Raw genomic sequence first — 25,042 nt, forward strand, 5'->3', positions numbered from 1 at the left:
ACGATGACCGATTTAACATCCTGGACATGAGTCGCCCGACTATTTACGACGTGGCGCGCGAGGCGGGGGTCGCCGCCTCGACGGTCTCGCGCGCCTACGCGCGGCCGGGAAGAGTCAACGCCGACACCGCGCAACGGATCTTCGAGGCGGCCGAGAAGCTGGGATATCGCACGGCCACGGCACTTTCGCGGCAGCCCCGCAGCGGGACCGTGCAGAACGCGATCGCCCTGGTGGTCGCCGATGTCACCAACCCGTTCTACGGCGACATCATCAAGGGCGCGTACGAGGCCGCGCGTGAGGCCGGCTACCAGCTCATCCTGTCGCACACCAATGAGTCTCCCAAGGTCGAGCGACAGACGATCGAGCAGGAGCTCGCACAGGTCGACGGCGTGGTGATCGCCAGCTCGCGGATGACCGACTCCGCGCTGCGCATGGTGGCCAAGCAGAAGGCGGTCGTGCTGCTCAACCGCATCATCCCCGAGGCGAACTGCGTGCTCAACGACGCCGAGCGCGGCATCCGGCGGGCCGCCGAACACCTCGCCTCGCTGGGCCACGACAAGATCACGTACGTGGCGGGGCCGGAGACGAGCTGGTCCGATGGTGTGCGGTGGCGGGCGTTGCGGCAGGCCGCGGCCGATCTGGGGCTGGAGGCGCGCAGGCTGGGGCCGTACGAGCCGACGGTCTTGGCGGGTCTGGGCGCCGCGCTGCACGTGGCCGAGACCGACGCGACTGCTGTTCAGGCCTACAACGACCAGCTCGCCATCGGGATCGTGAAGGGGCTGAGCCGGCTCGGGATGGTGGTTCCCGAGCAGGTCAGCGTGGTCGGCTTCGACAACATCATCTTCGACGAGCTGGTCGAGCCGCAGCTCACGACGATCGCGTCGCCGCTCTACCGGATGGGCTTCACGGGTGTGCAGAACTGCATCGCGGTCGCCCAGGGCGCGAAGCCGAGCGGACGGCCGCTCGTGCTGCCCGTGCGGCTGGTGGTGCGCCGTTCGACCGCTCAGCGTAGGCGGAACAAGACCTCCCCGGCGCGTGGCACGACCAGGGTGTCGGGGTCGGCCGCGAACGACGCCACGTCGATCGTCGCCGGGTCGCGGTAGCCGAGGTTGACCGAACGGCACACCTCCTCGGGGATGCCCGTGGCGAGGGTGACGTCGACGCGCAGTTTTTCCACACCCTGCTCGAACGTGCCCGCTCCGCGCAGATGGGTCGAGTGAGCGAGCACGCCCCAGTGCACGTTCTTGAACGAGTCCCACTGCTTCACGAAATAGTCGCGGCAGTGGTAGCCGATCTCGTAGATCTGTGGATGGCTGGCCGCGATCTCGGTGATGTGCGGCGCGTAGAGGATGACCTCGCCGCCGTCGGCCACCACCGGCTCGACCTTGTAGAAGCCCTTGGCCCCGGTCCAGATCTCGTCATACATGGTCGGGACCAGCGACAACACGCGCCGCACGGGCCGGTCGAGGTAGGTCACGTGGGTGGCCGCGCTGATCTCGGCCGCGCTCGCCCACGACGAGATGCAGTCCCCGAACGAGATCGAGTGCAGCGCGGAACTCTTGTCGCTGTCCACAGGTATACGCGGGCTGATCGAGCTGTGGGCGCCGGGGCCGGCGGGGTCGCCGGGGATCGGACCGTGGACCGGGAGCGGCGCGGGTTCGGTGGGCGATTCGGCTGTCACTACGCAGAAGGCGTATGTCTCGGCGGGGATCAGGGCGGCGCCGTCGTTGATCAGGGCTCGGACGGGGGTCAGGCCGGTCGTTCCGATGATCTCGGATGAGGTGATCAGGGCGCCCAGCCAGTGCGAGACGTCGATGATCTGCTGGCCGGCGACGCCTGGGAAGAAGTATTTGTTGCCGCCGGACATGCCGACCACCTCGTGCGGCAGCACCGGGCCGACCACGAGCGCGATGTCGTGGTCGACGACTGCGCGATTGAGCAGAACGGGCACGTCCCCGCTCATCCGGCCGCTCGACAGTTCGGCGATTCGCTCACTCGGGATGGTGCCGAGGTGGGCGAATGTCGACGGCTCCCACCACGCGTGATTGATGACCGTCGTGTCCGGGTAGACGCCGACGTGCGCTTCGAGCGCTTCGGGGGTCATCGCCCCGTGCGTGCCCAGCGCGATCAGCACGGTCAGCCGCGATACCCGCCCGTGCAGGGCCTGGTGCACGGCGCCCACCAGCAACGGCAGCGGGCACGTGCGGGTCGCGTCGGGAACGAGCACGCAGACGCTGCGGCCGTCCACATCCAGGTGCGCGAGCTGCTCGATGACGAACTCGCGCACCTCGGCCTCGCTGAGCACCCGCTCGGCGCCACCCACCCGGGCCGCTCGCCCGGTCACCGCTGAAGTCACTCTTCGATCCTGCCCGCCAGCGCGCGTCGTGCCCACGCGAACGACAGACGATGCGACTCCAGCTTCGAGTCCACCGACGGCTCGTCCACCTCGATCATGAAATCACCGTCGTACGAGGCCGGGATCGCGTCGAGCACGGCGTCGAAGTCGACCACACCCAGGCCCGGTTCGGCCCACAGGCGCTTCGTGACCGTCTTCTCCCGGTAGGAACCGTCGCCACCGGACAGGAAGTCGGGGTAGACGTCCTTGATGTGGATGCCGCCCAGCCGGTCCGCGTAGCGGCGGATGAACGGGGCGGGCTCGATCCCGGCCCAGCGCAGATGTCCCGTGTCCGGGCCGAAGCCGATCACGTCGGCGCCCAGGTCGTCCAGCAGGCGTGTGATCTCGTGCTCGGTCTCGAAGACGCCCCCGACGTGGGAGTGGTGCAGCGGCCGCAGGCCCTCGGCGGCCAGCGCCCGGCAGACCTCGCCGCACATGTCGATCGCGCGTTTGAGCCGGCCCTCGTCGAAGCCCGCCCCGACCGCCGGCTGTTCGATCCGCGCGGGAACCGCCATCGACGAGACCATGGTGCGGTCGAGCCCGAGCGACACCTGAACCTGAGCGAATTGTTTGGCTCGCTCAACCTCATCCACAACCGTGACGGACTCGTCGAACGGCGAGTTGAACAGGCTGAGCGAGGGCGACAGCCCGTACCGGCCGATCCACGCGCGATATTCCGGGGCGGTCATGTCGTCGGGGACGTCCGCCTTGACCGCCGTGAAGCCGATCGCGTGGAAATCCCCGAACGCCTCCTCGAACACTTCCCGGGTCTTGCCCGCCGTGGCCCAGTACGGGATGGGGTTTGCTGCGATCCGTCTCATCCGAGCCGCACTGGCCTTCCCGTTCGCGCCGACTCGTACGCCCCGGTTATCACCGCGATCGACTGCCGGTTGGTCTCCAGGTCGACGCGCAGGCGGTCGTTGCCGGCCAGCGCGTCCAGGAAGTTCAGGTATTGCCGCCGATGCGCGTCGGACAGCGCGCCCGGGTTACTGCTCGCCGTCTCGTCACCGCCTCCGGACGTCACCCGCGTCGTGCCCATCAGCCGCTCCTCGATGTCTTCCCCGGCCGGCGTGGCGTGGAAGAACGCGAGCTGGTCGTTGTCGATGACCGCCGACCCGCGATCGCCGTGCACCTGCAGACGAGCGCTCAGGCCCGGGTACGCCGAGGTGGTCGCGTGCAACACGCCCAGGGCCCCCGATTCGAACCGCACCACACCGACCGCGACGTCCTCGACCTCGATGCGTTCATGCGCGAGTGTGCCCGCGTAGGCGAAGATTTCCACAGGCCGCCCGAGCGCCGCGACCAACAGGTCGACGGTGTGCACACCCTGGTTCATGAGCGCGCCGCCACCGTCGAGCTCCCAGGTGCCGCGCCAGTCGCCGGAGTCGTAGTAGCTCTGCCCCCGCCACCAGTCGATCGCCGCGATGCCCGAGCTGACCCGCCCGAACTCGCCCGCGCCGATGGCGGCCAGGGTCTTCTCGGTGGACGGGTCGAACCGGTGCTGCGAGATGACCGTGACCAGCGTCCCCGCCTTGTCCCGGGCCCGGATGATCTCGTCGGTCTTCTCGACGGTGATCTCGGCCGGCTTCTCGATGATGACGTGCTTGCCCGCTTCGAGCGCCTCGATCGCCACCGTGCCGTGATGCCCGGTCGGCGTGCACACAACGACGACGTCGATCTGTTCATTCGAAAGGGCATCGGTGAGCGAGGTGAACGGCCGCCCGCCGCGCGCCTCGGCCAGTTCCTCAGCGCGCGAGGCGACCACGTCGATGACCGCGGTCAGCCGCAACCGGTCCGTGAGCCGAGACATGACCGAGCCGTGATGCCGGCCGATGACTCCCGCGCCGACCAGGGCAAATGACGGGACACCCAGGGCAAATGACGGGACACTCATGCGTAATCGATCTCCTCGGTCTTGAGCAGGCCGGTGAAGGCCCGGTGGGCGGTGCGGAACAGGTCGGGGCCGGAGAAACCGCCGGTGGCGTGGCCCGCCGCCAGGTGCGGTTCGAGGGAGAAGAAGCCGTCGAAGCCGTCGTGCCGCAGCGCGCGGATCGTGGCGGCGACCTCGCCGTCGCCCTCGCCGGCCGGGACTACAGTGCCGTCGGCGGCGAGCGCGTCCTTGATCTGCACATATTCGACGTGCGGACGCAGCTGTGCATAACCGTCGGTGTAGGGCCGCACCCCGACCTGCACGAAGTTGGCCGGATCCCAGGCCAGCCGCAGGTAGGGCGAGCCGACCGAGCGGATCAGGTCGAGGCAACGGCTGGGCACGTCGCCGTAGATCTCCTTCTCGTTCTCGTGCAGCAGGATCAGGTCGGCCTCTTCCGCGACACGCACAATCGCGCGCATTCGCTCAATCACTTCTGCACGATGTGTGGACGGGTCGTCGCCGGTGGGCATGAAGAACGAGAAGATCCTGATGTACGGGGCCTCGAGCAGCTGGGCGACCTCGGCGGCGTGCCGCATCCGTTCCAGGTGCGGGGCGAAGTCCTCGGTCACGGGGATCTTCCCGATGGGCGACCCGATCGAGGACACCTTCAATCCGTACGCCGAAAGGGTCTTCTTGACCGTGTCGAGCTGGTCGGGGGAGAGGTCGAGGATGTTGACGTCCCAGGCGCTGCGCACCTCGACGTGGGTCATGCCGAGTCCCGTGACGACCTCGCACTGCTCGGTGAAGTCGGGGGAGATCTCGTCGGAGAATCCGGAGAGAGTCCACATCGCGCAAGGCCTTTCAGCTCGTGTGTCGGTAGATCTCGTCGATCAGGTGCTGCGCCTTGAGCGCCTCGGCCGGCCCGATCCAGAAGGGTTCGGGGTCGTCGAGCGATCGATAGAAGTCGGCGATCAGCAACTCGTGCGACGCTCCCCAGTAGGACCGGCCCTCGCCACCGGGCAGCAGCTCGGACACCGTCTCGGCCCGCCCGTCCGCGTACGCCACCGTCAGGTCGCCGCGCAGATACAGCGTTCCCCGCTCGGCCACGATCTCGATCGTCACGGGCGAGTCCACAGCGTTGGTCGTCGTGGCGAAGAAGACGCTCCGCGCGGGTCGTGCATGGTCGAGCAGCAAATGTGCAGTGTCCTCGACCTCGTTGGACGCGCCGCCGTAACAACCGGCGTGGCCGGTGACGGTAGTGACGTCGCCGAGCAGCCACTGGAGCAGGTCGAGGGTGTGGATGGCCTGGTTGATGAGGACACCGCCGCCGGCCCGTGACCTGAGGCCGCGCCACGGCTTCGCGGCGTAGTAGGCCTCGTCGCGATGCCACAACACCGACGCCGACGCGCCGGTGACCGTGCCCAGCTCGCCCGAGAGCAGCAGGTCGTACGCTGCTCGTGACGTCATGTTGTAGCGGTTCTGGAGGCAGACGCCGATCTTGACGTCGGGGTGGTCCTTGGCCGCGGCGACCAGGCGGTCAGCCTCCGCGACCGTGTTGGCGACCGGCTTTTCGAGCAGGACATGCACGCCTCGCTCAAGGGCGTCTGTCGCAATCCGCACGTGTTGATCGTGTGGTGTGCAGATGTGGACAACCTCCGGCCGGACGTCGTCCAGGAACTCCCGGTGATCGCGGCGCGAGTCGCAGACGCCGGCCAGTTCCAGGCCGATCGAGGCGCTCAGCTTCTCGATCGCGGCCAGGTGCACGACCGAGACGGTGCCGGGGCCGATGAGCGCGACCCTCACTTCACACCGCCCGCGGTCAGCCCGCCCACCAGATAGCGCTGGAAGGCCAGGTACAGCAGCACGACCGGGGCCGCGCAGATGAGCGCAGCGGCCATCATCTGTGAATAGACCGGCAGTGCGCCGCCCTCCTGCTGCGACCCGAAGATCTGCAGCGCCACCGCGGCGGTGTGCGTCTCCGGGCGGGTGAGCACCGAAGCGAACAGCACGTCGTTCCATCCGAGCAGGAACGCGAAGATGCCCGACACCACGATCGCCGGCAGGCTCAGCGGGATGATGATCCGCCAGAGGATGACGATGGTGGACGCACCCTCGGTGCGGGCCGCCTCCTCGAGTTCGCGGGGGAGTCCGCGCAGGTAGGTGACCATCACCCAGGTCGAGAACGGCAGCGCGAACGTCAGGTAGGCCAGGAACAGCCCCCAGCGCGTCCCGATCACGGTCAGGCCCAGGTAGTTGCCGGCCGACGAGAACAGCACGAACACCGGCAGCAGCATCAGCGTGCCCGGAATGCTCTGCAGCCCGACGAGACCGCGCAGGATCGTCAACCGGCCGAAGAACGTGTACCGGACCAGGACGTACGCCGTCATGGTGCCGAGCAACGCCGAGGCGACCGCCGTGACCGCGCAGACGATCAGGCTGTTGACGATGCCGGTGGACAGGTCCGCCGTCGTCCAGATGCGCGAGTAGCTGTCCAGGCTGAACGAGCTGGGCCAGAACTCGCCGGACGCCACACCCACGTCGCTGTTGAGCGAAGCGAGCAGAATGTAGGCGACCGGAACGAGCACCATCACGCAGAGCAGCGCGGTGATGGTCACGAGCATCCATCGCGGCAGCAGGCGAGTGGCCTCAGCCGAGGCCGTGGTGCTCATATGAACACCTCCGGGACGCGCACTGTCCATTCGTGCACTGCGGTGCTGCCGGTCATCGCCGGCCTCCTTCCTCGTGCACGTCGAGCCGGACGGCGCGCAGGTAGATGAAGAGCGGGATCGCGATGAGCACCAGCGACAGCACCGCCATCGCCGCGCTCAGTCCGAATCGCAGGCTCTGGAAGCTGGTGACGTAGACCAGCATCGGCATCACGTTGACATCGTCCGGCGCGGGCGCCCCGAACAGGACGAACGGCAGCGTGAAGTTGTTGATGTGATTGAGCGTCGCGAGCAGGCAGGCGAGCAGTACCGGGCCGCGCAGATACGGCAGGATCACGCGCCGCAGCTTCGGCCACCATGTCGCGCCGTCCACAGCTGACGCTTCGTGCACCTCGTGGTCCACCGATTGCAGGGCGGCGAGCGAGAGCAGATAAATGAACGGCCAGGCCGCCCAGATCTCGACGATCACCAGGGCCCAGTACGACCGGGGGCCGCTGAGCCACAGCCCGCCGTCGATCCCGATCTGCGACAGCCAGTGGTTCACCACCCCGTCCGGCTGCAGCATCGTGCGCCACACCGTGGCGACCACGAACGACGGCAGAACGTACGGGATGAGGAAGACCGCACGCACAAGTGCGCGGCCCCGGTATTTGTTCTGCGTGACCAGCGCGGCGGCGATGCCGATCGGCACGGTGGCGATCGTCGAGAGGACCGAGAAGGAGACGCTGATCCAGATCGAGTTGAGCAGGCCCGAGCTGAACGACTCGACGTAGTTGCCGAGCCCGATGAACGGCGCCTCGACCCACCTCCGCAGGGTGTACTGGTCGAGGTCGATCAGAGATATCCACAGGGCGAGCACCAGTGGAATCAGGATGATCAGAACCATCAGCAGGCCGCCGGGCGTGAGCAGCCAGAGCGGCCGCTGCCTTTCGGTCACACCCTTACGCCGTACGTCCTGGGGTGGCGCCTTCTGCGGAGGCGGGGCGAGGGTCGTCATTTACTTGGCCCTGTCCAGCGAGGTCTGCGCGGCCTTCTGGGCGTCGGCGATCCGGGTGTCGATCTGCGCGGGGCTGAGCGACCCCTTGGACAGGTCGGGCAGCGACTGCACGGCCACGTTGGTCAGCGCGAGCTGGATGTCGGCCCAGGCACCGGTGAACGGGGTCGCGACCGACTTCTTGGCCGCCTCGGTCACCGGTTCGAGTTGCGCGTCTGTGGACAACGTCTGCAGCGCCGCCGCGTTGGCCGGCAGGTTGCCGAACTTCTTGTAGTAGTCGAGCTGGGCCTCCTGGTCGGTGACCAGCTTGACGTACTCGAAGGCCAGGTCCTTGTTCTTGGAGTAGTCGGCGACCAGCAGGTTGTCGCCGGAGAGGATGCTGGCGGCCTCGATGCCGTTCGCCGGGCGGCTGGTCGCGCCGGGCGGCACGGTCGGCAGCACCGCGAACTTCCACTTGCCCTTGACCGCACCCTGTTCCAGCGAGTTGATCGCCGTCGGGGTGGTCAGCATGAAGTAGCCGGTCTTGCCCTTGGCGAACGCGGCGACAGCCTGTGGATTGGTCCAGCCGATGGCGGCCGGGTCGACGACCTTGTCGTTGGTGAGCCAGCCGAAGTAGGTCTGGTAGGCCTTCTGCACAGTCGGGTCCTGCAGCTTCGCGGTCTTTCCGTCCACCAGCGGGTTGCCCGCCTGCACGGACATTCCCCAGACGAACTTCCACGGGTCGAAGTTGTCCTTGTAGGCGATCGCCAGGCCGAACTGGTCGCCCTTGGTGAGCTGCTTGGCCTGCTGGGTCAGCTCGTCCCAGGTCGTGGCCGGCTTCTCGATCCCGGCCGCCTTGAGCAGGTCGGTGTTGTAGGCCATCACGAACGGCCGGCTCACCCACGGGATGCCGACCTGGTTCTGCTCGTCCGGCCCGGAGATGCCCAGCGTGGCCGGGTTGAACTTCTCCTTGCCCCCGATCTTCTGCCACTCCTCGTCGCCGAGCTTCACGAAAGCACCGGTCGAGTACGCCGTCGGCGTGAACGTGGTGCCCACCGCGTACACATCCGGGCCGGACCCCGAGACCACCGAGGTCTGGATCTTCGTGAGCTCGTCGTTGGCGCTGGCGAACGTCTCGAATTTCACGTCGGCGCCGGTCGCGGCCTTGAACTTATCGCTGATGGTCTTCTGCCAGGCCTGGAACTCCTCGGGGTACTGAGTGTTCGCGGCGATCAGAACATTGAGCGTCTTACCGGCGCCACCTTCGCCGCCGTCATCCCCGCCGCCACACGCGGCGAGAGCAAGGGCGAGGGCCGACACACCGGCCAGCGCCGTGAGCTTTCTCGAGTTCATTCGGGGGTTCTCCTCTGAGCCGCTGCCGGTAGGGAGTGATCGGGGTCACTGTGGGACGCGACGACAGCGGAGGGCAACGAGTTGCCAGTTGTTGCCCGGCCGGTCAGGCAACAACTGGCAACTCGTTGCGCTGATCGGCGCCGCGCACCGAGGCTCGGGCGCATGGCTGCCCTGACGTTGCATCCCGACCGGCTGCTGCCCGCCGACCCGGGCCTGAGGTCGATCGCCCGCCGCCTCTACCAGGAAGTGCGCGACCTGCCGATCGTCAGTCCGCACGGGCACGTCGACCCGCGGCTGATCCTCGACGACGAGCCGTTCGTCGATCCGACCTCGCTGTTCATCCAGCCCGATCACTACGTGACGCGGCTGTTGCACGCGGGTGGGGTGCCGTTGACGTCACTGGGCGTGGGGGAGGGGCCGCTTCCGGAGGCGCGGGCGCGGGAGGCGTGGCGGATCTTCTGCGCGAACTGGCACCTGTTCCGCGGGACGCCGGTGCGGTTCTGGTTCGAGTCGTCGTTCGCCGAGATCTTCGGTGTTCGCGAGAGACCGTCTGTGGACAACGCGGACGAGCTGTACGATCACATTTCTGCGCGCCTCGCTCAGGACAGCTATCGGCCGCGCGCACTTCTTGCGCGTTTCAACATCTCGTTCCTGGCGACCACCGACGACCCCGCCGACGACCTGGCCGCGCACCGCGCCCTCCGCGACGACCCGGCGATCACGACCCGGGTGGCGCCTACCTTCCGGCCCGACCGCTACCTCGAGGTCGGTCGTCCCGGATGGTCCTCGCTCGTCAAGGAGCTGGGCGGCGACGTGAGCGACTACGCGGGCTACATCGCGGCGCTGGAGGAGCGGCGGCGCTATTTCGTGTCGCTGGGCGCGGTCTCGGCCGACCACGGCCACTTCGACGCCGGCACCGAACCGCTCGACATCCGTGACGCCGAGCGCCTCTACCATTCGGCGCTGGCCGGCACGATCACCACCGTCGAGGCGACCGCCTTCCGGCGCCACATGATCTTCGAGATGGCCCGCATGTCCTGCGACGACGGCCTCGTGATGACGCTGCACCCCGGCGTCTGGCGCAACCATCACCCCCCGACGCTCGCGTCCTTCGGCCCGGACACCGGACACGACATCCCCGTACAGCTGGAATTGACCGCCGCTCTGCAGCCGCTGCTCGAGCGCTTCGGCACGCACCCGAACCTGCACCTCGTGCTCTTCACGGTCGACCCCGACGTCTACAGCCGTGAGATCGCGCCCCTGGCCGGTTTCTACCCCTGCCTGTACGCCGGAGCGCCCTGGTGGTTCCTCGACAACCCGAGCGAGATCCGGCGCTACCAGCACGCCGTCACCGAGACCGCCGGGTTCACCCGCCTGTCCGGATTCATCGACGACACGCGCGCTTTCTGCTCGATTCCCGCGCGACATGACATGTCCCGCCGGCTGGATGCGCGTTTCCTGGCCGAATTGGTCGCCGAACACCGTCTCGACGAGGACGAGGCGCTCGAAACGCTCACCGCACTGGTCACCACTCAGCCGCGTGAGGTGTTCAAACTGTGAGGCCGCTACGGATGGCTCACCTGGGGCTCGGCGGCTTCTTCCGCGCTCATCAGGCCTGGTACACCGGGTTCGACGAGGAGTGGGGGATCGCCGCGTTCACCGGCCGCTCGGCCGAGCTGGCTGCGTCCCTGAACAGGCAGGACTGTCGCTACACGCTCGTTCTGCGCGGCCCGTCCACAGACGAGTTGCAAGTGCAGACGTCGATCGTGGCCGCCCATCCCGGCAGCGACGCCGCCGCCTGGCGGACCACGGTGGCGCTCCCGTCGGTCTCGGTGATCACGCTGACCATGACCGAGGCCGCGTACGCCCCGTCGGGTGTCGTCGCCGACCGCCTGGTCTCGGGACTGTCCGCGCGCCGGCTGGCCGGTTCGGGCCCCGTCGCGGTCGTGTCCTGCGACAACCTGCCGGGCAACGGCGAGGTCACCGCCCGCGTCGTGCACGAACTGGCCGCGCGCCTCGACCCCGCCCTCGACGAGTGGATCACCGCCAACGTCTCGTTCGTGGCCACGATGGTCGACCGCATCACGCCTCGTACGACGCCCTCCGACGTACGCGAAGTGGCCGCGACCGGAGGCTGGGACGACCTCGCCCCGGTCGTCACCGAGCCGTTCACCGAATGGGTCCTCAGCGGCGACTTCCCGGCCGGCCGCCCGGCGTGGGAGAAGGGCGGCGCCCGCTTCGTCGACGACGTCGTGCCCCACGAGACCCGCAAACTGCTGCTGCTCAACGGCGGGCATTCCCTGCTTGCGTACGCCGGGAGCGCGCGCGGTCACGGCACGGTGGCCGCTGCCGTGGCCGACCCCGTCTGCCGCGCCTGGCTCGACGAATGGTGGGACGAGGCCAGTCGTCACGTCCCGCTGCCCGCCGCCGAACTGACCGCGTACCGCGCAGCCCTGATCGAGCGTTTCGCCAATCCGCGCATCCGCCACACCCTGGCTCAGATCGCCGCCGACGGCTCCCAGAAGATCCCGATCCGCGTCGTCCCCGTCCTACGCGCCGAGCGTGCGGCCGGCCGGCCCGCCACCGGTGCCGCCCGCGTTCTGGCCGCCTGGATCGACCACCTGCGCGGCATCGGCGCCCCGGTCACGGATGCGGGCGCCGCTCCCTATGTGGCGGCAGCCGGATCCGTCCACGATGTCCTGGCTCTGCTCGCTCCCGACCTGGCCGAGGACTCCGCCCTGACGACCCGGACGGAGAGCCTGCTGCGAGGGGCGAACTAATCGATTTGATCCCATGAATGGCTGGTCGGTAGCGTGCGGGCCGACATGAAGATCATGGGGAAACATCAGTGCATCTGAACCGTATTGTCCTGTGTGGGTGCGGCGATCGCGGCCGGATCCGGCCCGGTTCGTGAGCAGCGGCCGCGGCGCGGGCCTCGCGGCGGTTATCCGGGCCGAAGGCCTGGTGGCAGGTCGATGCCGACGATCAGGCCCGCGCGTGCCGCGGCGGTCAGGGCGTCCTGGAGCACCAGGCGTTCCGGGCGGCCGGAACGGCGGGCCAGCGCGGCCACGTCCTCGAACTCGGGCATGACCTGAAGCACGATCCCGTCATGGTGGGCGATCTTCACCGCGATGCGGGTGTCGTCCACGGTGACGTCGGTGAACGCGCGATGGAGGGCGACCTTGCCCCGGAGGCTGTCCCGGACGCCGAGGGTGCTGGTGTCGCGGAAGATCTGATCGCGGAGCGCATCGGCGACGCCGGGTGTGCACAGAACGCTCAATGTGTGCGCCGGGCGGCCCTTCTTCATGACGATCGGAACCAGCCAGGCGTCAGACGCCCCACTTCGCAGCAGCCCGCTCAGGATGCCCGGCCAAAGTCGTGGATCCAGGTCGTCGACGTTGGCTTCCAGCAGAACAGCCGTTTCACCGGTCCGGGTGTTGCCGTCCGGCACGCCGACCAGCACACGCACGACGTTGGCATGGCCCTCCGGGTCGCGGGTGCCGGCGCCGATCCCGACGCTTTCGAGAACCATCGGCGGCAACGTTTCGCACGTTCGCGCAAGAGTGCGCAACAGCGCCATCCCTGTGGGTGTCGCCAACTCACCGCCACCGCCGACTCCGGCTTGCCCGATGCCGGCTGATATCGGCCAGCCTTTGGCCAGCTCGGCTACGGCTGGGGCGGGGATCGGGAGGCGTCCGTGCTGCGACCAGACGGTGCCTGAGCCGAGGGCTACCGGGCCGGCGGACACCGTATCGATTCCCAGGTCGGCCAGGGCGGCACAGCAGCCGACCACGTCGGCGATGGCGTCCAGGGCGCCTACCTCGTGGAAGTGCACGTCCTCGGGCGGGATTCCGTGCACGTGGGCCTCCGCCTCGGCCAGGCGCCGGAACACCGCGGTGGCCGATTGAGCGATCGGGCCTGCGCGTTCGAGCAATTCGCGCACGTTCCGCCATGTTCGATGCGCAGGGTCCTCGACCAGCGGCTCGACCTCGGCCTTGAGTGCTCGCAGCCCGCCTCGTTTCACCGCTCGGACGCCCACTCGCACGGTTCCGCCGGACACGGCGTCCACCGCTGATTGCACGTTTGTGAGCGAAGCGCCCGCATCGAGCAGTGCGCCGAGCAACATGTCGCCGGCCACCCCAGCCGACGCGTCGATCCAGGCATGCCTGCCGCCGGGCCGCGCCGAGTTTCGCCGTGCATCGAGTCCGCCCCCGCCGACGGTGTGACCGCTGCTGCTGCCGTCGCCACTGCCGCTGTCACGACTGCTGCCGCTGTCACGACTGCCGAAGCTGTCACACGGCTCGGGCTTGCTGCCTACCCGGCTGGGGCGTGTTCCGTTCTCTTCGTTCACGGGGCGGCTATCTGGGCCGCTAGATGGCCGGCGCCGTAGCCGTTGTCGATGTTGACTACGGCTACGCCAGGGGCGCACGCGTTCAGCATCGTGAGCAGTGGCGCTAACCCTTCGAACGCGGCGCCGTAGCCCACCGACGTCGGCACCGCGACGACCGGTGCCGGGATCAGTCCGGCGACCACGCCTGGCAGGGCCCCGTCCATGCCGGCCACCACCACGACGGCCCGCGCCGCGCGCAGCAGTTCCACGTGGGCCAGGATCCGGTGCAGTCCCGCCACTCCGACGTCCACGATCAGCTCGGTCGCGCGGCCCAGATATCGCGCGGTCAGGGCCGCCTCCTGGGCTACCGGCAGATCGGATGTCCCCGCGGCCACCACGACTACCCGCTCACCGCTCGGCGCCGGCGGCTCCGGTGGCCAGGCGAGCAGCCGCGCCGTCGGATCGTGGAAGGCATCGGGCAGGGCGCTCAGGACGGCTGCGGCGTGTTCGTCGCCCGCTCGGGTGAAGAGGGTGACCGTGTCCGGCGTTTCGCGCACGGCCGCCGCGATTCCGGCGACCTGCTCGGGGGTCTTGCCCGCGCAGTACACGGCTTCGGGGTAGCCGCGCCGGCGAGCCCGGTCCACGTCGAGATCCGCGTAGGAGGACAGATCGGCGTGGGCGGGCAGGGCGGCTTGGGAGGGCAGGTCAGCGTGGGTGGGCGGGGCCGCGTCGGAGGACAGGTCGGTGCTGGTCATCGGGGGCCTTCGGCGAGCTGAGCTCGGGCGGACACGGTCGGGGCGGGTTGCAGGGCGGCGGCCGTGAACGCGCCCGACTGGATGCCGGCGAGGTCGAGGGTGACGAAGCGGAAACCAGCCGCGGTCACCGCCTCGTGGATCAGTTCGCGCAGGGGCGCGGTTACGGCACGCGGGAGGTCCTCGGCGGGGAGTTCGACCCGGGCGATCTCGCCGTGGTGGCGTACGCGGAGATCTTGGAAGCCCAGACGGCGCAGGGCTGCCTCGGCGCGTTCGACCTCGCTCAGTTTGCGCGGGCTCACCGTGGTGAAGTGCGGGATGCGTGAGGCCAGGCAGGGCGCGGCCGGTTTGTCGGCGCACGGGAGGTTGAAGGCGCGCGCGATGCGGCGTACGGCGGCTTTGTTCAGGCCGGCGGTCGCCAGCGGGGTCAAGACGTGGTGGGCGGCCGCGGCGAGGGCCCCGGGGCGGTCGTGGCGGCGTACGTCGTCGGCGTTTTCGCCGTAGGCCAGGGCGTCGAGCTCGTGACGGGTGAGCACGTCGGTGCTGATCCTGGTGAAGAGCTCGTCCTTGCAGTGGAAGCAGCGGTCGGGGCCGTTCGCGCGATAGGCGTCGCGGTCGCCCTCGTGGGTCTCGATCTCGACCACGGGCACCCCGATGTGGCGGGCCACCCGGTGCGCGGCGGTCCGCTCGTCGGCGGCCAGGCTGGGCGAGACGCCCAGGATCGCCAGCACCCGTCCGGCCCCCAGCGCCCGCGCGGCGAGGGCCACCAGCACCGACGAGTCGACGCCGCCCGAGAACGCCACGCCCAGCCGTCCGACCTCGGTCAACTGGCGGGCCACGTGGGCGGCGGCCGCCTCGGTTTCTGCGGGATCAGGCTCAGTCACGCCCGTCATTCCACGCCGCCCGGCCCGCGGGTGGGAAGCGGTTGCCATATGTTGCGGCGAGGCTGCGGCCAGCCCCCTGGCGTAGTAGGAAAGGGGGCTCTCCTATGGTTGTGGGCATGGACGTTAATCCGCTCGAGTCCGAGGCGGGCTTCGCCGGACTGGGGTTGCGGGCGGAACTGCTCCGTGCGTTGACCAACCTGGGCTACGAGGAACCGACCCCGATCCAGCAGGAGGCCATCCCGCCGTTGGTGGCCGGCCATGACCTGGTGGGTCAGGCCGCGACCGGCACCGGCAAGACGGCCGCCTTCGCGCTGCCCGTGCTGCAGAGCCTGGCCTCCGGCAAGCGCTCCGAGGGCCCGGCCGCGCTCGTGCTCGTGCCCACCCGTGAGCTGGCCGAACAGGTGTCGCAGGCGGTCCACCGCTACGGCCGTGATCTTGGCGTGCGCGTGCTTCCGGTGTACGGCGGTCAGCCGATCGGGCGCCAGCTCCAGGCGTTGCAGCGTGGCGTCGACGTGGTCGTCGGCACGCCGGGCCGGGTGCTTGATCACATCGAGCGCGAGACCCTCAACCTCAGCGACGTACGCACCGTCGTGCTCGACGAGGCCGACGAGATGCTCGACATGGGCTTCGCCGAGGACATCGAGGCGATCCTGGCCGAGACGCCCACCGAGCGCCAGACCGTGCTGTTCTCGGCCACGATGCCGCCCCGTATCGACAGCATCGCGCGCCGTCACCTGCGCGAGCCGGTGCGGATCACGATGGGTCGCAAGGCCGTCGAACCGGGCGAGATCCCGCTGGTCCGCCAGAGCGCCTACATCGTGGCCCGGCCCTACAAGCAGGCCGCGCTGGGCCGCATCCTGGACGTCGAGGCTCCCTCGGCCGCGATCGTCTTCTGCCGTACGCGGGAAGAAGTTGATCAGGTCACCGAGAACCTGAACGGTCGCGGGTACCGCGCCGAGGCCCTGCACGGCGGCATGAGCCAGGACCAGCGAGATCGCGTCATGGGCCGGCTGCGCGGCGGCAGCACGGAACTGCTGGTCGCGACGGACGTGGCCGCTCGCGGGCTCGACGTCGAGCAGCTCACCCACGTGATCAACTTCAACGTGCCGGTGGCTCCCGAGGCCTACGTCCACCGCATCGGACGGGTGGGGCGGGCCGGGCGCGAGGGGTCGGCGATCACGCTGGCCGAGCCGCGTGAGCAGCGGATGCTCAAGGCGATCGAGCGGCTCACGGGGCAGCGGATCACCCTCGAGAAGCTGCCGACGGTCACCGACCTGCGCGCGCGGCGGCTCGAGCTGACGCGTACGGCGTTGCAGGCCAGCCTGGAGACCGACGACCTCGAACGGTTCCGGGTCGTCCTCGACTCGCTGACCGACGAGTTCGACGTCGAGAACGTCGCGCTGGCCGCCATCAAGCTGCTGCACGAGGCGGCGGGCGGCGACGTCGAGGACGAGGAGATCCCGGCGCCCCGCGAGAGGCCCGAGCGCAACGAGCGCAACGAGCGCAACGACCGCGGGCCGGCTCAGCGGGGGCGACCGTCGAACGACGGCGTCGCGCGATTGTTCTTCGGCATCGGGCGACGGGCCGGGCTGCGCCCGCAGGACCTGGTGGGCGCGATCGCCGGCGAGTCGGGCCTCAACGCCCGCGACATCGGCGCCATCCAGATCACCGACCGGTTCTCGCTGGTCGAGGTGCCCGAGCCGGCCGCCGAGATGGTCATCGCGGCGATGCAGCGCAGCACGATCCGGGGGCGGCGGCCTACGGTGCGGCGGGAACGTTTCGTACGCTGATCTCTTCGGGCAGTTTGCGCAGCCGGTGAATCTCGTGGTGCCGGGCCGGGTCGGCCTCGTTGATCAGGCAGACGAGGTGCTCGAAGAACGAGACATAGGTCGGCGACCTCAGCGTGCGTTCGGCCCTGATGTACGGCTCCAGGGCCGTCCACGCCCGGCGAGCGCGATTCGGCACGATCGCGACGATCATTTTCGTCTCGACCCCGCCCGTCGAGGCCAGCACGCCCAGGCTGCTGTAGAACAGGCCGACGCGGGTCGCGTGGCGGCGCTGCAGCGGGGTCAGGCCGGTGACGCCGTTGCCGGGTGAGGCTTTCGGCAGCTCGTACAGCACGAATTCCTCGCTCTCCAGGAACTCGTTCGTGCGGCACTCGCGGGTGAGCAGTTCGATCGTCACCATCGTGCTGTTCGCCCTCTGCATCGAGCGCAGTTGACGCAACCCGAAGAAGGCGGACAGCGCGACGGCCGTGAGCGAGATGATGATGGCCGTGATGTTCAGGGCGAAGCTCAAACCGACCTCCGACGTCATCTCCGTACCCGAATCGCAGGGTAACAACGCCGGTCAATGCGTTCGCCCTGCTCAGAAGGGCGCGGGGCCGCTGCCGGTGAGAGACATCAGGATCTGAGTGGCCAGCAGCTTGCGGACGCTGGTGACGTCCACGGCCCCGATCTGGTCGTAGGGCAGTTCGAGCGAGAGGCCGGTACCGGCGTTACGAAGGTCGTCGGTGTTCTGATCGGGGCGGAACGTGCCGCCCCAGCCGTCGATGCCGCCACGCTGGTGGGTGCTCAGCGAAGCCATGCCGGACACATGGGTGCCGTCGACGAGGGTGAGCCTGGCCGGCCCGGAGTAGGTCGTCATAACCTCCAACCTATCGGCCGACCGGTCGGTGCGACGGACTCAGGGGCGGGGGGCCCGGGCATAATCCGGTCGTGTTACGGATGCGGGCGGCCGTCGACGCCCCGTCCGGGGGCTCGCTGGACGAGGTCAGCCTGTCGGCGCTGCTCGACGTTCTGGTGGCCCGTTCGGGGGACACGCTGGGAGCTGTGGACCTGTGGAGCACCAAGATCAGCGGCTCGCCGGCCCTGATCGACCATCCCGATCTTGCGACCCTGGCTACTCCAGCCCGTCCCGCGGGATCGGCTCGCCGACCCGGAAGTCCCGGAAGCTGACCTCGAGCCCCGCACGCTGTGGCGAGCAGCACATGACCCCGACATCGATCGTCTCCGGCAGATCGAGATGGCCGAGCCGGACCAGATGCCACGACCCGTCCTCGTCGCCGCGGTGCACGCAGACCGCCGATCCGAAGCGGGTCAGCCGCAGCTTGAGCTCACCGCGGAACCCGGGCAGCGGCACCACGGACAGGTCGGAGAAGTCGCGGGTGAGCACGGTGCTGAGCTGCACGGCACCGGAGGTGACCTCGAGACCCGTCTTCAGCCAGGTGCGCTCGTCGGCGCGCAGCATCAGACCGGCCTGATCGAACAACGTGGAATGCCCGGCCGAGACGGTCACCTCGGCGGTGAAGTCGCCGGTGACCGCGCGACGGTAGAAGTGCCCGTTGTCGGTCACGTAGCCGTAGAAGGTACGCCGCCAGAAATCCGTCTTCAACCCGGTGACGACCCGGATCAGCCCGTCGTTCTCCGACCACTGAGGAGGCTCGTTGAGCCACGACATCTCACTCGGCATCGCGCCAGTCTAGGCCCGCGACCTCAGCTTCGTGACCAGGTCGCGCAGCCAGGCTCAAGCCCAGACCTAGAGTCCGGGGACACGTTGAGCACAGCGCCGGCCGGAAGATGCCGGGTCCACGATGCATGCTGCTGGTCTTGTCGCGCCGCATTGTCGACGGCGAAGGGCCAGCGTGGCATCGATGTTGATGATATTGAAGAGGCATGACGATCAACCATCCTTTGCGGCGCCGCCGCGGCGCGGTCCTGATGGCCGCGACGGTGGCCGCCACCGGTGTGCTGCTCGCCCCCGCCGCCGCGTTCGCCGACGCCACCGGTGAGTTCGAGAACGACGGGTTCATCTATCCCCCGGCCAACGGATCGCATCTCACCGACTCGGCCGCGAGTGGTGGGGCGGCCGTCGCCATGTGGGGCACGACCAGCAACGACATCGTTCTCGCGACCGGGGACGTGACCACCACGGCGTTCCGGATCAGGGCCAAGCAGGCGGCCTGCGGTCCGGCGGCGGCGCAGATGGCGGTGAAGGTCAACGGCGTGGCCGCGGGCACGGTCACCGTCTCCGCGACCACGTGGACCGATTACACGGTCACCGGGACCTGGACGGGGGACTGGCCGCTCGTCCACATCGACTTCCTGAACTCGTACGAGGGAACCTGTAGGCAGTTGCACCTCGACCGGATCACCGCCGTGACCGGGACCACGTATTACGTCGACCCGGCCGGCAGCAACAGCAACAACGGCACCTCGCCGAGCAGCGCCTGGAAGACCGTCGCCGAGGTCAACGCCCGTACGCTGGTTCCGGGTGACACGGTGCTGTTCAAGCGCGGCCAGACGTTCACCGGCACGGGGCTGACCGCCGACACGGCCCGGATCACGTACGGCGCCTACGGTGACGAGAACGGCGCGCTGCCGGTCCTCGACGCGAACCGGGGCGCGAGCCACGTCATCGACGTCTCGGCGCCGGGCGTGGTCGTGCAGGACCTGCAGGTGCAGAAGGGCGGGGCCGGCGATCAGGTCGGCATCTCGGTCACGGCCGCGGATGTGATCGTGCGGCGGGTGATCGCGACCGACAATGCGATCGGCGTGCAGGCGGACGACGGCGCCGACCGGCTGCGGGTCACCGAGAGCGTGCTGCGCGACAACACCATGGTCATCCAGCCGGGCGGCGGAAACGACGACTACGGCGCGTGCGGTGTCTCGGTGCTCGCGGCCGACGGTGTGCAGATCGATCACAACACGTTCAGCGGCAACGTCGGCGACTCGGACGACTTCGGGCAGGACGGCTCGGCTGTCGAGCTCTACGGCGGCACGAACACGACCGTGCACCACAACACCGCGGTCGACAACCACACGTTCTCCGAGCTGGGCAACGACGGCACGAACAACACGCATTTCTACGACAACGTGATCACCACGACGGTGTCGGGGCCCGAGGACGCGTACGGCTTCAACGTGCAGGGAACCGGTGACTTCGGCGGGGTGGACAACACGATCATCACGAACAACACGATCGTCATGCTCAGCCTGCGTGCGGGCCCGCTCTCGACGGGTCTGGAGCCCGGTGTCGTGCAGTTCCACAACAACGTCGTGCAGGCCGTCAACGCCGGTCACAACGAGGCAGCCATCGACGAGGGTCACAACGTCTACTACGGCCACAACTACACCGGCATCAAGTCGATCCACAGCGCCGGTGGCACCACGGCCGCCCCGTCCTCGGTCGAGGCCGACCCGAAGTTCGAGTCGAGCGACAACCTCCGCCTCAGGTCGGGCTCGCCTGCCCTCAACCGGGGGATCGACGCGTACGGGGTGACGACCGACTGGGACGGCGATGCGCGCTGGATCGGCCCGGGCGTCGACGCCGGTGCCTACGAGCGCCAGACTGCCTGACGATCGCTTGCGGGGGAGTCCGCCGGGCTTCCCCGCAGGTCAGAATTGCTGCACGATGCCCTGATGGGGGTGCTGCGCTCGATCAACGTCGGGAAGCCCAAGGACGTGCCCTGGCACGGCCGGACGGTCTTCACCGGCATCTGGAAGACACCCGTCGACGGCCCGGCGATGGTGCGCCGGCTCAACATCGACGGCGACGGGCAGGGCGATCTCGGCGGCCACGGCGGCGAGATGCGGGCCGTGTTCGTCTACCAGCTCGACGCGTACCGATATTGGGAGAAATTTCTCGGCCGCGACGATTTCACCCACGGCCAGTTCGGGGAGAACTTCACGATCGACGGCCTGCCCGACGACGAGGTGTACATCGGCGACCGCTACCGCATCGGCGGGGCGCTCTTCGAGGTCACCCAGCCGCGGGTCACGTGCTATCGGGTCGGCCTGCGGATGGACGACGCCCGGATGCCGGCGCTGCTCGTGCAACATCATCGGCCTGGCTTCTACTTCCGCGTGCTCGAAGAGGGTTCGGTGCAGGCGGGCGACGAGATCGTCAAGGTCGCCGACGGCCCCGAACGGATGACCGTCGCCGAGATGGACGGCCTGCTCTACCTGCCCGGCCATCCGCTCGACCGGATCGAGCGGGCGCTGCGCATCCCCGCGCTCAGCCCCGGCTGGCAGGGCTCCTTCCGGGCGATGGTGAGCCGACCGGCGTCGGCGAGCGGCAACGCGGGCCTGGTCGAGACCGAGCCGCCCCCGGCCTGGCCGGGCTTCCGGCAGTTGCGGGTCGCCGCGGTCGAGACCGAGAGCAAGACCATTTCCTCCGTACGCCTAGAGGACCCGGATGGCAATCGAGTGCCGGCGCCGCTGCCGGGGCAGTTCTTGACTGTGCGGCTGCGGCCCGACTCGGGACAGCCGCCGCTGATCCGCAGCTATTCGCTGTCGGGGCCGCCGGACGGCGCCGGATATCGCATCAGCGTGAAGCAGGAACCGCACGGGGCGGCCAGCACCTATTTGCACGCCCGCGTCCACCCGGGCGACCTGATCGACGTGGCCGCGCCGCGGGGGACTTTCGTGCTGCGCCCGGGTTCGACGCCGGTGCTGCTGATCAGCGGCGGGGTCGGGGCTACGCCGATGCTCGCGATGCTCTACGCGGTCGCGGCGGGGATGCCCGAGCGTGAGGTGTGGTGGTTGCAGGCCGCCCGCGACGGCGCCGACCGCCCGTTCGCGGCGGAGACGGCGGCGCTGCTGGCCGCCCTGCCGAACGCGCGGTCCAACATCTGTTTCAGCCGCCCGGACTCGGATGATCGGCTCGGCCGCGACTACGACCGGGCCGGCCATTTGACGGTCGACGTGCTCCGGGCGCTGCCCGTGCCGGTCGACGCCGACGCCTATCTCTGCGGGCCGACCGAGTTTCTGGCCGATCTCTCGGCGGCCCTGCTCGACGTCGGGCTGGCGCCGGAACGCGTGAACACCGAGATCTTCGGGGCCCGGCCGGGTCTCACGCCGGGCATCAGCGCAGCGCCGGGCGGCGCGCCACACCCACCCGCAGGGTCGCCCGGCGACGGGCCGCCGGTCTCCTTCGTTCGCAGCGGCCTGACCGTCGACTGGCCCGCCGGTCGCGGCAGCCTGCTCGACCTCGCCGAGGCCTGCGACGTGCCGGTGCGCTGGTCCTGCCGGATCGGGGTGTGCCACACGTGCGAGTCGGGCCTGCTCTCGGGCGAGGTCTCCTACACCACCGAACCGGTCGACCCACCAGCCGACGGTAACGTGCTGATCTGCTCAGCCCAGCCGAAAGGACCGGTCGTCCTCGACCTCTGACGCGCCCGGCCCTCGCCCCGCGCGGCCGTGCCCCCGCGCGGGCGTGGCTTGCCCTGGACCGCCCCTCAGAGCAGCCCTCGGGCCGCCGCTCGGCGGAGCTTGCCCGATGGTGTCTTCGGCAGGGAGCCGGGTGGCAGAATGCGGACGACGGACGGGCGGGCGTCGATCTCGGCGACCACGCGGGCCGTGACCTCGCGTGCTATCTGCTTGGCGGCCGCCTCGTCGGTCGCCTGGCGCGACTCGGCCAGCACGGCGAACGACTCGCGGGCGACGCCGTCACCGGCCAGCAGGCGTACGGCGGCCACGTTGCCATCGCGGACGCCGGGCACCGAACCGGCCGCCCGCTCGATGTCGGTTGGATAGATGTTGCGCCCGGCCATGATGATGACGTCTTTGCGGCGGCCGCAGACGACGACCTGACCGTCGGCCAGATAGCCCTCGTCGCCGATGTCGAGCCAGCCGTCGGCGTCGCGGGCCGGCTCGTAGCCGTCGGGCGTGACGTAGCCGTCGGTCACCGACTCGCCGCGGAGCTGCAGGCGGCCCACCTCGCGGTCGCCCAGCGGTTTGCCGTCGTCGTCGACGACCCGCACCTCGACGCTGGGGAAGGGCCGGCCCAACATGGGGATCTCGCGCACCGCTCCGCCGCCGTCGGCGGGGGTCGCGCGGTTTTCCCGCTCGAGCGCGGCCGCGTCGACCCGGTCGAGCATCATCGGCTCGCTCACCGCGGAGAGCGAGATGGCCAGGGTGCTCTCGGCGGCGCCGTAGCAGCAGTTGACCGCGGCCGGGTCGAAGCCGAAGCGCTGCGCCGCGGTCACGAAGGCGCGCATCGTCGCCGGGTCGATCGGCTCGGCGCCGTTGCAGGCGACCCGCAGCGCCGACAGGTCGAGGGTGCCCGGCTCGACGCGGGCGAGCTGGCGGGTGAGCACGGCCCAGGCGAAGTTGGGCGCGGTCGTGATCGTGCCGCCGTAGCGGCTGAGCAGCTCGGCCCAGAGCAGGGGGCGGCCCAGGAAATCGGCCGGGGTGACGCTGACCAGTTCGAGGCCGCTGAGCATGGGCAGGGCCAGGCAGCCGATCATGCCCATGTCGTGGAACATCGGCAGCCAGGAGACCATCACGCCGTCTTCGCCGCAGCTCAGATGTTCGCTGGAGTCGCGCAGGTTGGCGTAGAGATTGCGGTGGGTGATGCGCACGGCCTTGGGGTCGGCCGTGGAACCGCTGGTGAGCTGGAGCAGGGCCGGACTGTCCTCGTCGACGTCGACCGGGTCGACATCGGGCCCGCTGGTCAGGGCGGCCAGGTCGTAGTGCTTGATGCCGTAGGCGTCGAGGATCGGGGTCATCGGCTCGAACGGGGCGCCGACCACGACCGACTGCGCCTCGATCATCCGCAGGACGCGCAGCGTGTCGTCGCGCCAGACCTCGAGATCGGTGCGCGGGGTGGGCTGGTGCAGCATCGTCATGCTGCCGCCGGCCAGCCAGACGCCCTGGGCGACAGGGGCGATCTCGGCCGGCATTCCGGCCAGCACCGCCACCGCCCCGCCCGGGCGCAGACCGCCGGCCACGAGCGCGCCCGCTATGCGGCGGGCCTGGGCGTGCAGATCGGTCCACGAGCGACGGACGGCCGCCCCGGGCTCACCGGTCACCATGCCGGTGCGGGCCCGGGCGGCAGTTGCCATCACACCTTCGACGAAGCGGCTCACACAACCTCCCTTGGTGGGGACGGCCCTCACGCTACGCGGAAGCGCCCAAGATCGCGGGAGCCTGTGGACGAGCGAATCAGTCCTCGGGGTAGGCCTGTGGATAAGGCTCGGCGAAGTCGGCGGAGCGGCTAACGTTCGCCCATGCTTCCGTCTCGGCCATCTGCTTCCGCGAGTAATCCTGCGCCATCTCCGTCGCGTTCACCCCGATCGGCAGGTGCGTCGGCACGTTCCGGCGCTTCACCACGTTCACCAGAATCTCGCCGGCCCGCGCCGGGTCGCCCGCCGCCAGCACCGTCCGGCTCAGCCCTTCGACGAAGGCTCCCACGGTCGGGGCATAGTCCGCGGGCACGTCATGGAAGCCCATGGACGCTCCCGCCCAGTCGGTGTCGAAGCCGCTCGGCTCGACCACCAGGGTGCGGATTCCCAGCGGCGCGGTCTCGGTCGCCAGCACCCGGGTGAAGCCGTCGACGGCGAACTTGGCCGCCTGGTAAGAGCCGAGCCCCGGCGTGCCGCCGACCCGCCCGCCGATCGACGAGAACTGCACGATCGTGCCCGCCCCCTGCGCCTTGAGGACCGGCAGCACGGCCTGCGTCACGTTGTAGACGCCCCAGAAGTTGGTGTCGAACTGGCGGCGGAAGTCGTCCTCGCTGGTGGTCTCGATCGGCCCGATGTTGGCGTAGCCGGCGTTGTTGACCACCACGTCGATGCGCCCGAAACGCTCGTCGCCCTGGGCGACGGCCGCGTCGGCGGCGGCCCGGTCCGTCACGTCGAGGGCGACCGGCAAGACCCTTTCGCCGTACGTGTCGACGAGCTCGGCCAGGTCGGCGGGCTTACGAGCGGTGGCGATGACCTGATCGCCCGCTTCGAGGGCGGCGCGGGTGAGGGCGGCGCCGAAGCCCCGGGAGGAACCGGTGATGAACCATGTCTGTGTCATGGCTCTAGTGAAACTC

Annotated in this window: 22 protein-coding genes; 6 read left to right on the forward strand and 16 right to left on the reverse strand. The window is 69.4% G+C overall.

Annotation, left to right across the window (positions count from 1 at the left end; genetic code table 11):
* Positions 1 to 26 precede the first annotated feature (26 nt).
* Complete coding sequence (locus EER30_RS36310) at positions 27 to 1,103, forward strand: LacI family DNA-binding transcriptional regulator (protein WP_127505536.1); 1,077 nt, start codon at positions 27 to 29, stop codon at positions 1,101 to 1,103.
* Here the strand turns inward: EER30_RS36310 and EER30_RS36315 are convergent.
* The 8 genes from EER30_RS36315 to EER30_RS36350 form a co-directional block, all read right to left on the reverse strand.
* Positions 1,004 to 2,356 carry a lactate racemase domain-containing protein gene (locus EER30_RS36315; protein ID WP_127505538.1) on the reverse strand — a complete coding sequence of 451 codons (1,353 nt, stop codon included), beginning with the start codon at positions 2,354 to 2,356 and terminating at the stop codon, positions 1,004 to 1,006. The two genes, EER30_RS36310 and EER30_RS36315, sit on opposite strands and share 100 nt — an antisense overlap.
* Positions 2,353 to 3,216, reverse strand: coding sequence for a sugar phosphate isomerase/epimerase family protein (locus EER30_RS36320; RefSeq protein WP_127505540.1), 864 nt, complete (start codon positions 3,214 to 3,216; stop codon positions 2,353 to 2,355). The genes EER30_RS36315 and EER30_RS36320 overlap by 4 nt, the downstream gene beginning before the upstream one ends.
* Positions 3,213 to 4,205: a Gfo/Idh/MocA family protein gene (locus tag EER30_RS36325; protein ID WP_240670519.1), complete on the reverse strand. Its 993-nt coding sequence runs from the start codon at positions 4,203 to 4,205 to the stop codon at positions 3,213 to 3,215. The genes EER30_RS36320 and EER30_RS36325 overlap by 4 nt, the downstream gene beginning before the upstream one ends.
* Before the next feature lie 80 nt (positions 4,206 to 4,285).
* Positions 4,286 to 5,113, reverse strand: coding sequence for a sugar phosphate isomerase/epimerase family protein (locus EER30_RS36330; protein WP_127505544.1), 828 nt, complete (start codon positions 5,111 to 5,113; stop codon positions 4,286 to 4,288).
* Between the two features lie 13 nt (positions 5,114 to 5,126).
* Positions 5,127 to 6,068: a Gfo/Idh/MocA family protein gene (locus tag EER30_RS36335; RefSeq protein WP_127505546.1), complete on the reverse strand. Its 942-nt coding sequence runs from the start codon at positions 6,066 to 6,068 to the stop codon at positions 5,127 to 5,129.
* Positions 6,065 to 6,934 carry a carbohydrate ABC transporter permease gene (locus EER30_RS36340; protein ID WP_205650569.1) on the reverse strand — a complete coding sequence of 290 codons (870 nt, stop codon included), beginning with the start codon at positions 6,932 to 6,934 and terminating at the stop codon, positions 6,065 to 6,067. The genes EER30_RS36335 and EER30_RS36340 overlap by 4 nt, the downstream gene beginning before the upstream one ends.
* Before the next feature lie 52 nt (positions 6,935 to 6,986).
* On the reverse strand, positions 6,987 to 7,928 hold the full coding sequence (locus EER30_RS36345) for a carbohydrate ABC transporter permease (RefSeq protein ID WP_127505550.1): 942 nt from the start codon (positions 7,926 to 7,928) through the stop codon (positions 6,987 to 6,989).
* Positions 7,929 to 9,257, reverse strand: a complete 1,329-nt coding sequence (locus tag EER30_RS36350) for an ABC transporter substrate-binding protein (protein ID WP_127505552.1) — start codon at positions 9,255 to 9,257, stop codon at positions 7,929 to 7,931.
* Between the two features lie 162 nt (positions 9,258 to 9,419).
* Here EER30_RS36350 and uxaC point away from each other — a divergent pair, with 162 nt between their 5' ends.
* Together uxaC and EER30_RS36360 are read left to right on the forward strand one after the other, a co-directional pair.
* Entirely contained in the window at positions 9,420 to 10,817 is a 1,398-nt protein-coding gene (gene uxaC, locus EER30_RS36355; protein WP_127505554.1) for a glucuronate isomerase, read from the forward strand.
* Entirely contained in the window at positions 10,814 to 12,037 is a 1,224-nt protein-coding gene (locus EER30_RS36360) for a mannitol dehydrogenase family protein (protein ID WP_240670520.1), read from the forward strand. Before uxaC ends, EER30_RS36360 begins: the two co-directional genes overlap by 4 nt.
* Before the next feature lie 164 nt (positions 12,038 to 12,201).
* Here the strand turns inward: EER30_RS36360 and larC are convergent, their stop codons facing one another.
* The 3 genes from larC to larE are packed head-to-tail and all read right to left on the reverse strand — an operon-like array spanning position 12,202 to position 15,223.
* Positions 12,202 to 13,686, reverse strand: a complete 1,485-nt coding sequence (gene larC / locus EER30_RS36365) for a nickel pincer cofactor biosynthesis protein LarC (RefSeq protein ID WP_240670521.1) — start codon at positions 13,684 to 13,686, stop codon at positions 12,202 to 12,204.
* On the reverse strand, positions 13,605 to 14,342 hold the full coding sequence (gene larB, locus EER30_RS36370; protein ID WP_127505556.1) for a nickel pincer cofactor biosynthesis protein LarB: 738 nt from the start codon (positions 14,340 to 14,342) through the stop codon (positions 13,605 to 13,607). Before larB ends, larC begins: the two co-directional genes overlap by 82 nt.
* A complete protein-coding gene (larE, locus tag EER30_RS36375) occupies positions 14,339 to 15,223 on the reverse strand; it encodes an ATP-dependent sacrificial sulfur transferase LarE (protein WP_240670522.1) in 885 nt (294 codons plus the stop codon). The genes larB and larE overlap by 4 nt, the downstream gene beginning before the upstream one ends.
* Before the next feature lie 116 nt (positions 15,224 to 15,339).
* Here larE and EER30_RS36380 point away from each other — a divergent pair, with 116 nt between their 5' ends.
* On the forward strand, positions 15,340 to 17,013 hold the full coding sequence (locus tag EER30_RS36380) for a DEAD/DEAH box helicase (protein ID WP_127505560.1): 1,674 nt from the start codon (positions 15,340 to 15,342) through the stop codon (positions 17,011 to 17,013).
* On the opposite strand, the gene EER30_RS36385 is transcribed toward EER30_RS36380, so the two are convergent.
* The 3 genes from EER30_RS36385 to EER30_RS36395 all read right to left on the reverse strand — a co-directional run bounded on the left by EER30_RS36385 (position 16,982) and on the right by EER30_RS36395 (position 18,694).
* Complete coding sequence (locus EER30_RS36385; protein ID WP_127505562.1) at positions 16,982 to 17,539, reverse strand: DUF4760 domain-containing protein; 558 nt, start codon at positions 17,537 to 17,539, stop codon at positions 16,982 to 16,984. The two genes, EER30_RS36380 and EER30_RS36385, sit on opposite strands and share 32 nt — an antisense overlap.
* Before the next feature lie 51 nt (positions 17,540 to 17,590).
* Entirely contained in the window at positions 17,591 to 17,869 is a 279-nt protein-coding gene (locus tag EER30_RS36390) for a hypothetical protein (protein ID WP_127505564.1), read from the reverse strand.
* 255 nt (positions 17,870 to 18,124) lie between these two features.
* A complete protein-coding gene (locus EER30_RS36395) occupies positions 18,125 to 18,694 on the reverse strand; it encodes a DUF1349 domain-containing protein (RefSeq protein WP_127505566.1) in 570 nt (189 codons plus the stop codon).
* Positions 18,695 to 18,897: 203 nt separating this feature from the next.
* Here EER30_RS36395 and EER30_RS36400 point away from each other — a divergent pair, with 203 nt between their 5' ends.
* Together EER30_RS36400 and EER30_RS36405 are read left to right on the forward strand one after the other, a co-directional pair.
* Positions 18,898 to 20,580 carry a carbohydrate-binding domain-containing protein gene (locus EER30_RS36400; RefSeq protein ID WP_127505568.1) on the forward strand — a complete coding sequence of 561 codons (1,683 nt, stop codon included), beginning with the start codon at positions 18,898 to 18,900 and terminating at the stop codon, positions 20,578 to 20,580.
* Positions 20,581 to 20,643: 63 nt separating this feature from the next.
* Positions 20,644 to 22,395: an MOSC and FAD-binding oxidoreductase domain-containing protein gene (locus EER30_RS36405; RefSeq protein WP_127505570.1), complete on the forward strand. Its 1,752-nt coding sequence runs from the start codon at positions 20,644 to 20,646 to the stop codon at positions 22,393 to 22,395.
* A gap of 65 nt (positions 22,396 to 22,460) precedes the next feature.
* On the opposite strand, the gene EER30_RS36410 is transcribed toward EER30_RS36405, so the two are convergent.
* Positions 22,461 to 24,122, reverse strand: a complete 1,662-nt coding sequence (locus tag EER30_RS36410) for a fatty acyl-AMP ligase (protein ID WP_349290904.1) — start codon at positions 24,120 to 24,122, stop codon at positions 22,461 to 22,463.
* A gap of 46 nt (positions 24,123 to 24,168) precedes the next feature.
* Complete coding sequence (locus EER30_RS36415; protein WP_127505574.1) at positions 24,169 to 25,026, reverse strand: SDR family NAD(P)-dependent oxidoreductase; 858 nt, start codon at positions 25,024 to 25,026, stop codon at positions 24,169 to 24,171.
* Positions 25,027 to 25,042: the final 16 nt, after the last annotated feature.

This window comes from Actinoplanes solisilvae (assembly GCF_003999975.1).
GTDB lineage: Bacteria > Actinomycetota > Actinomycetes > Mycobacteriales > Micromonosporaceae > Actinoplanes > Actinoplanes solisilvae.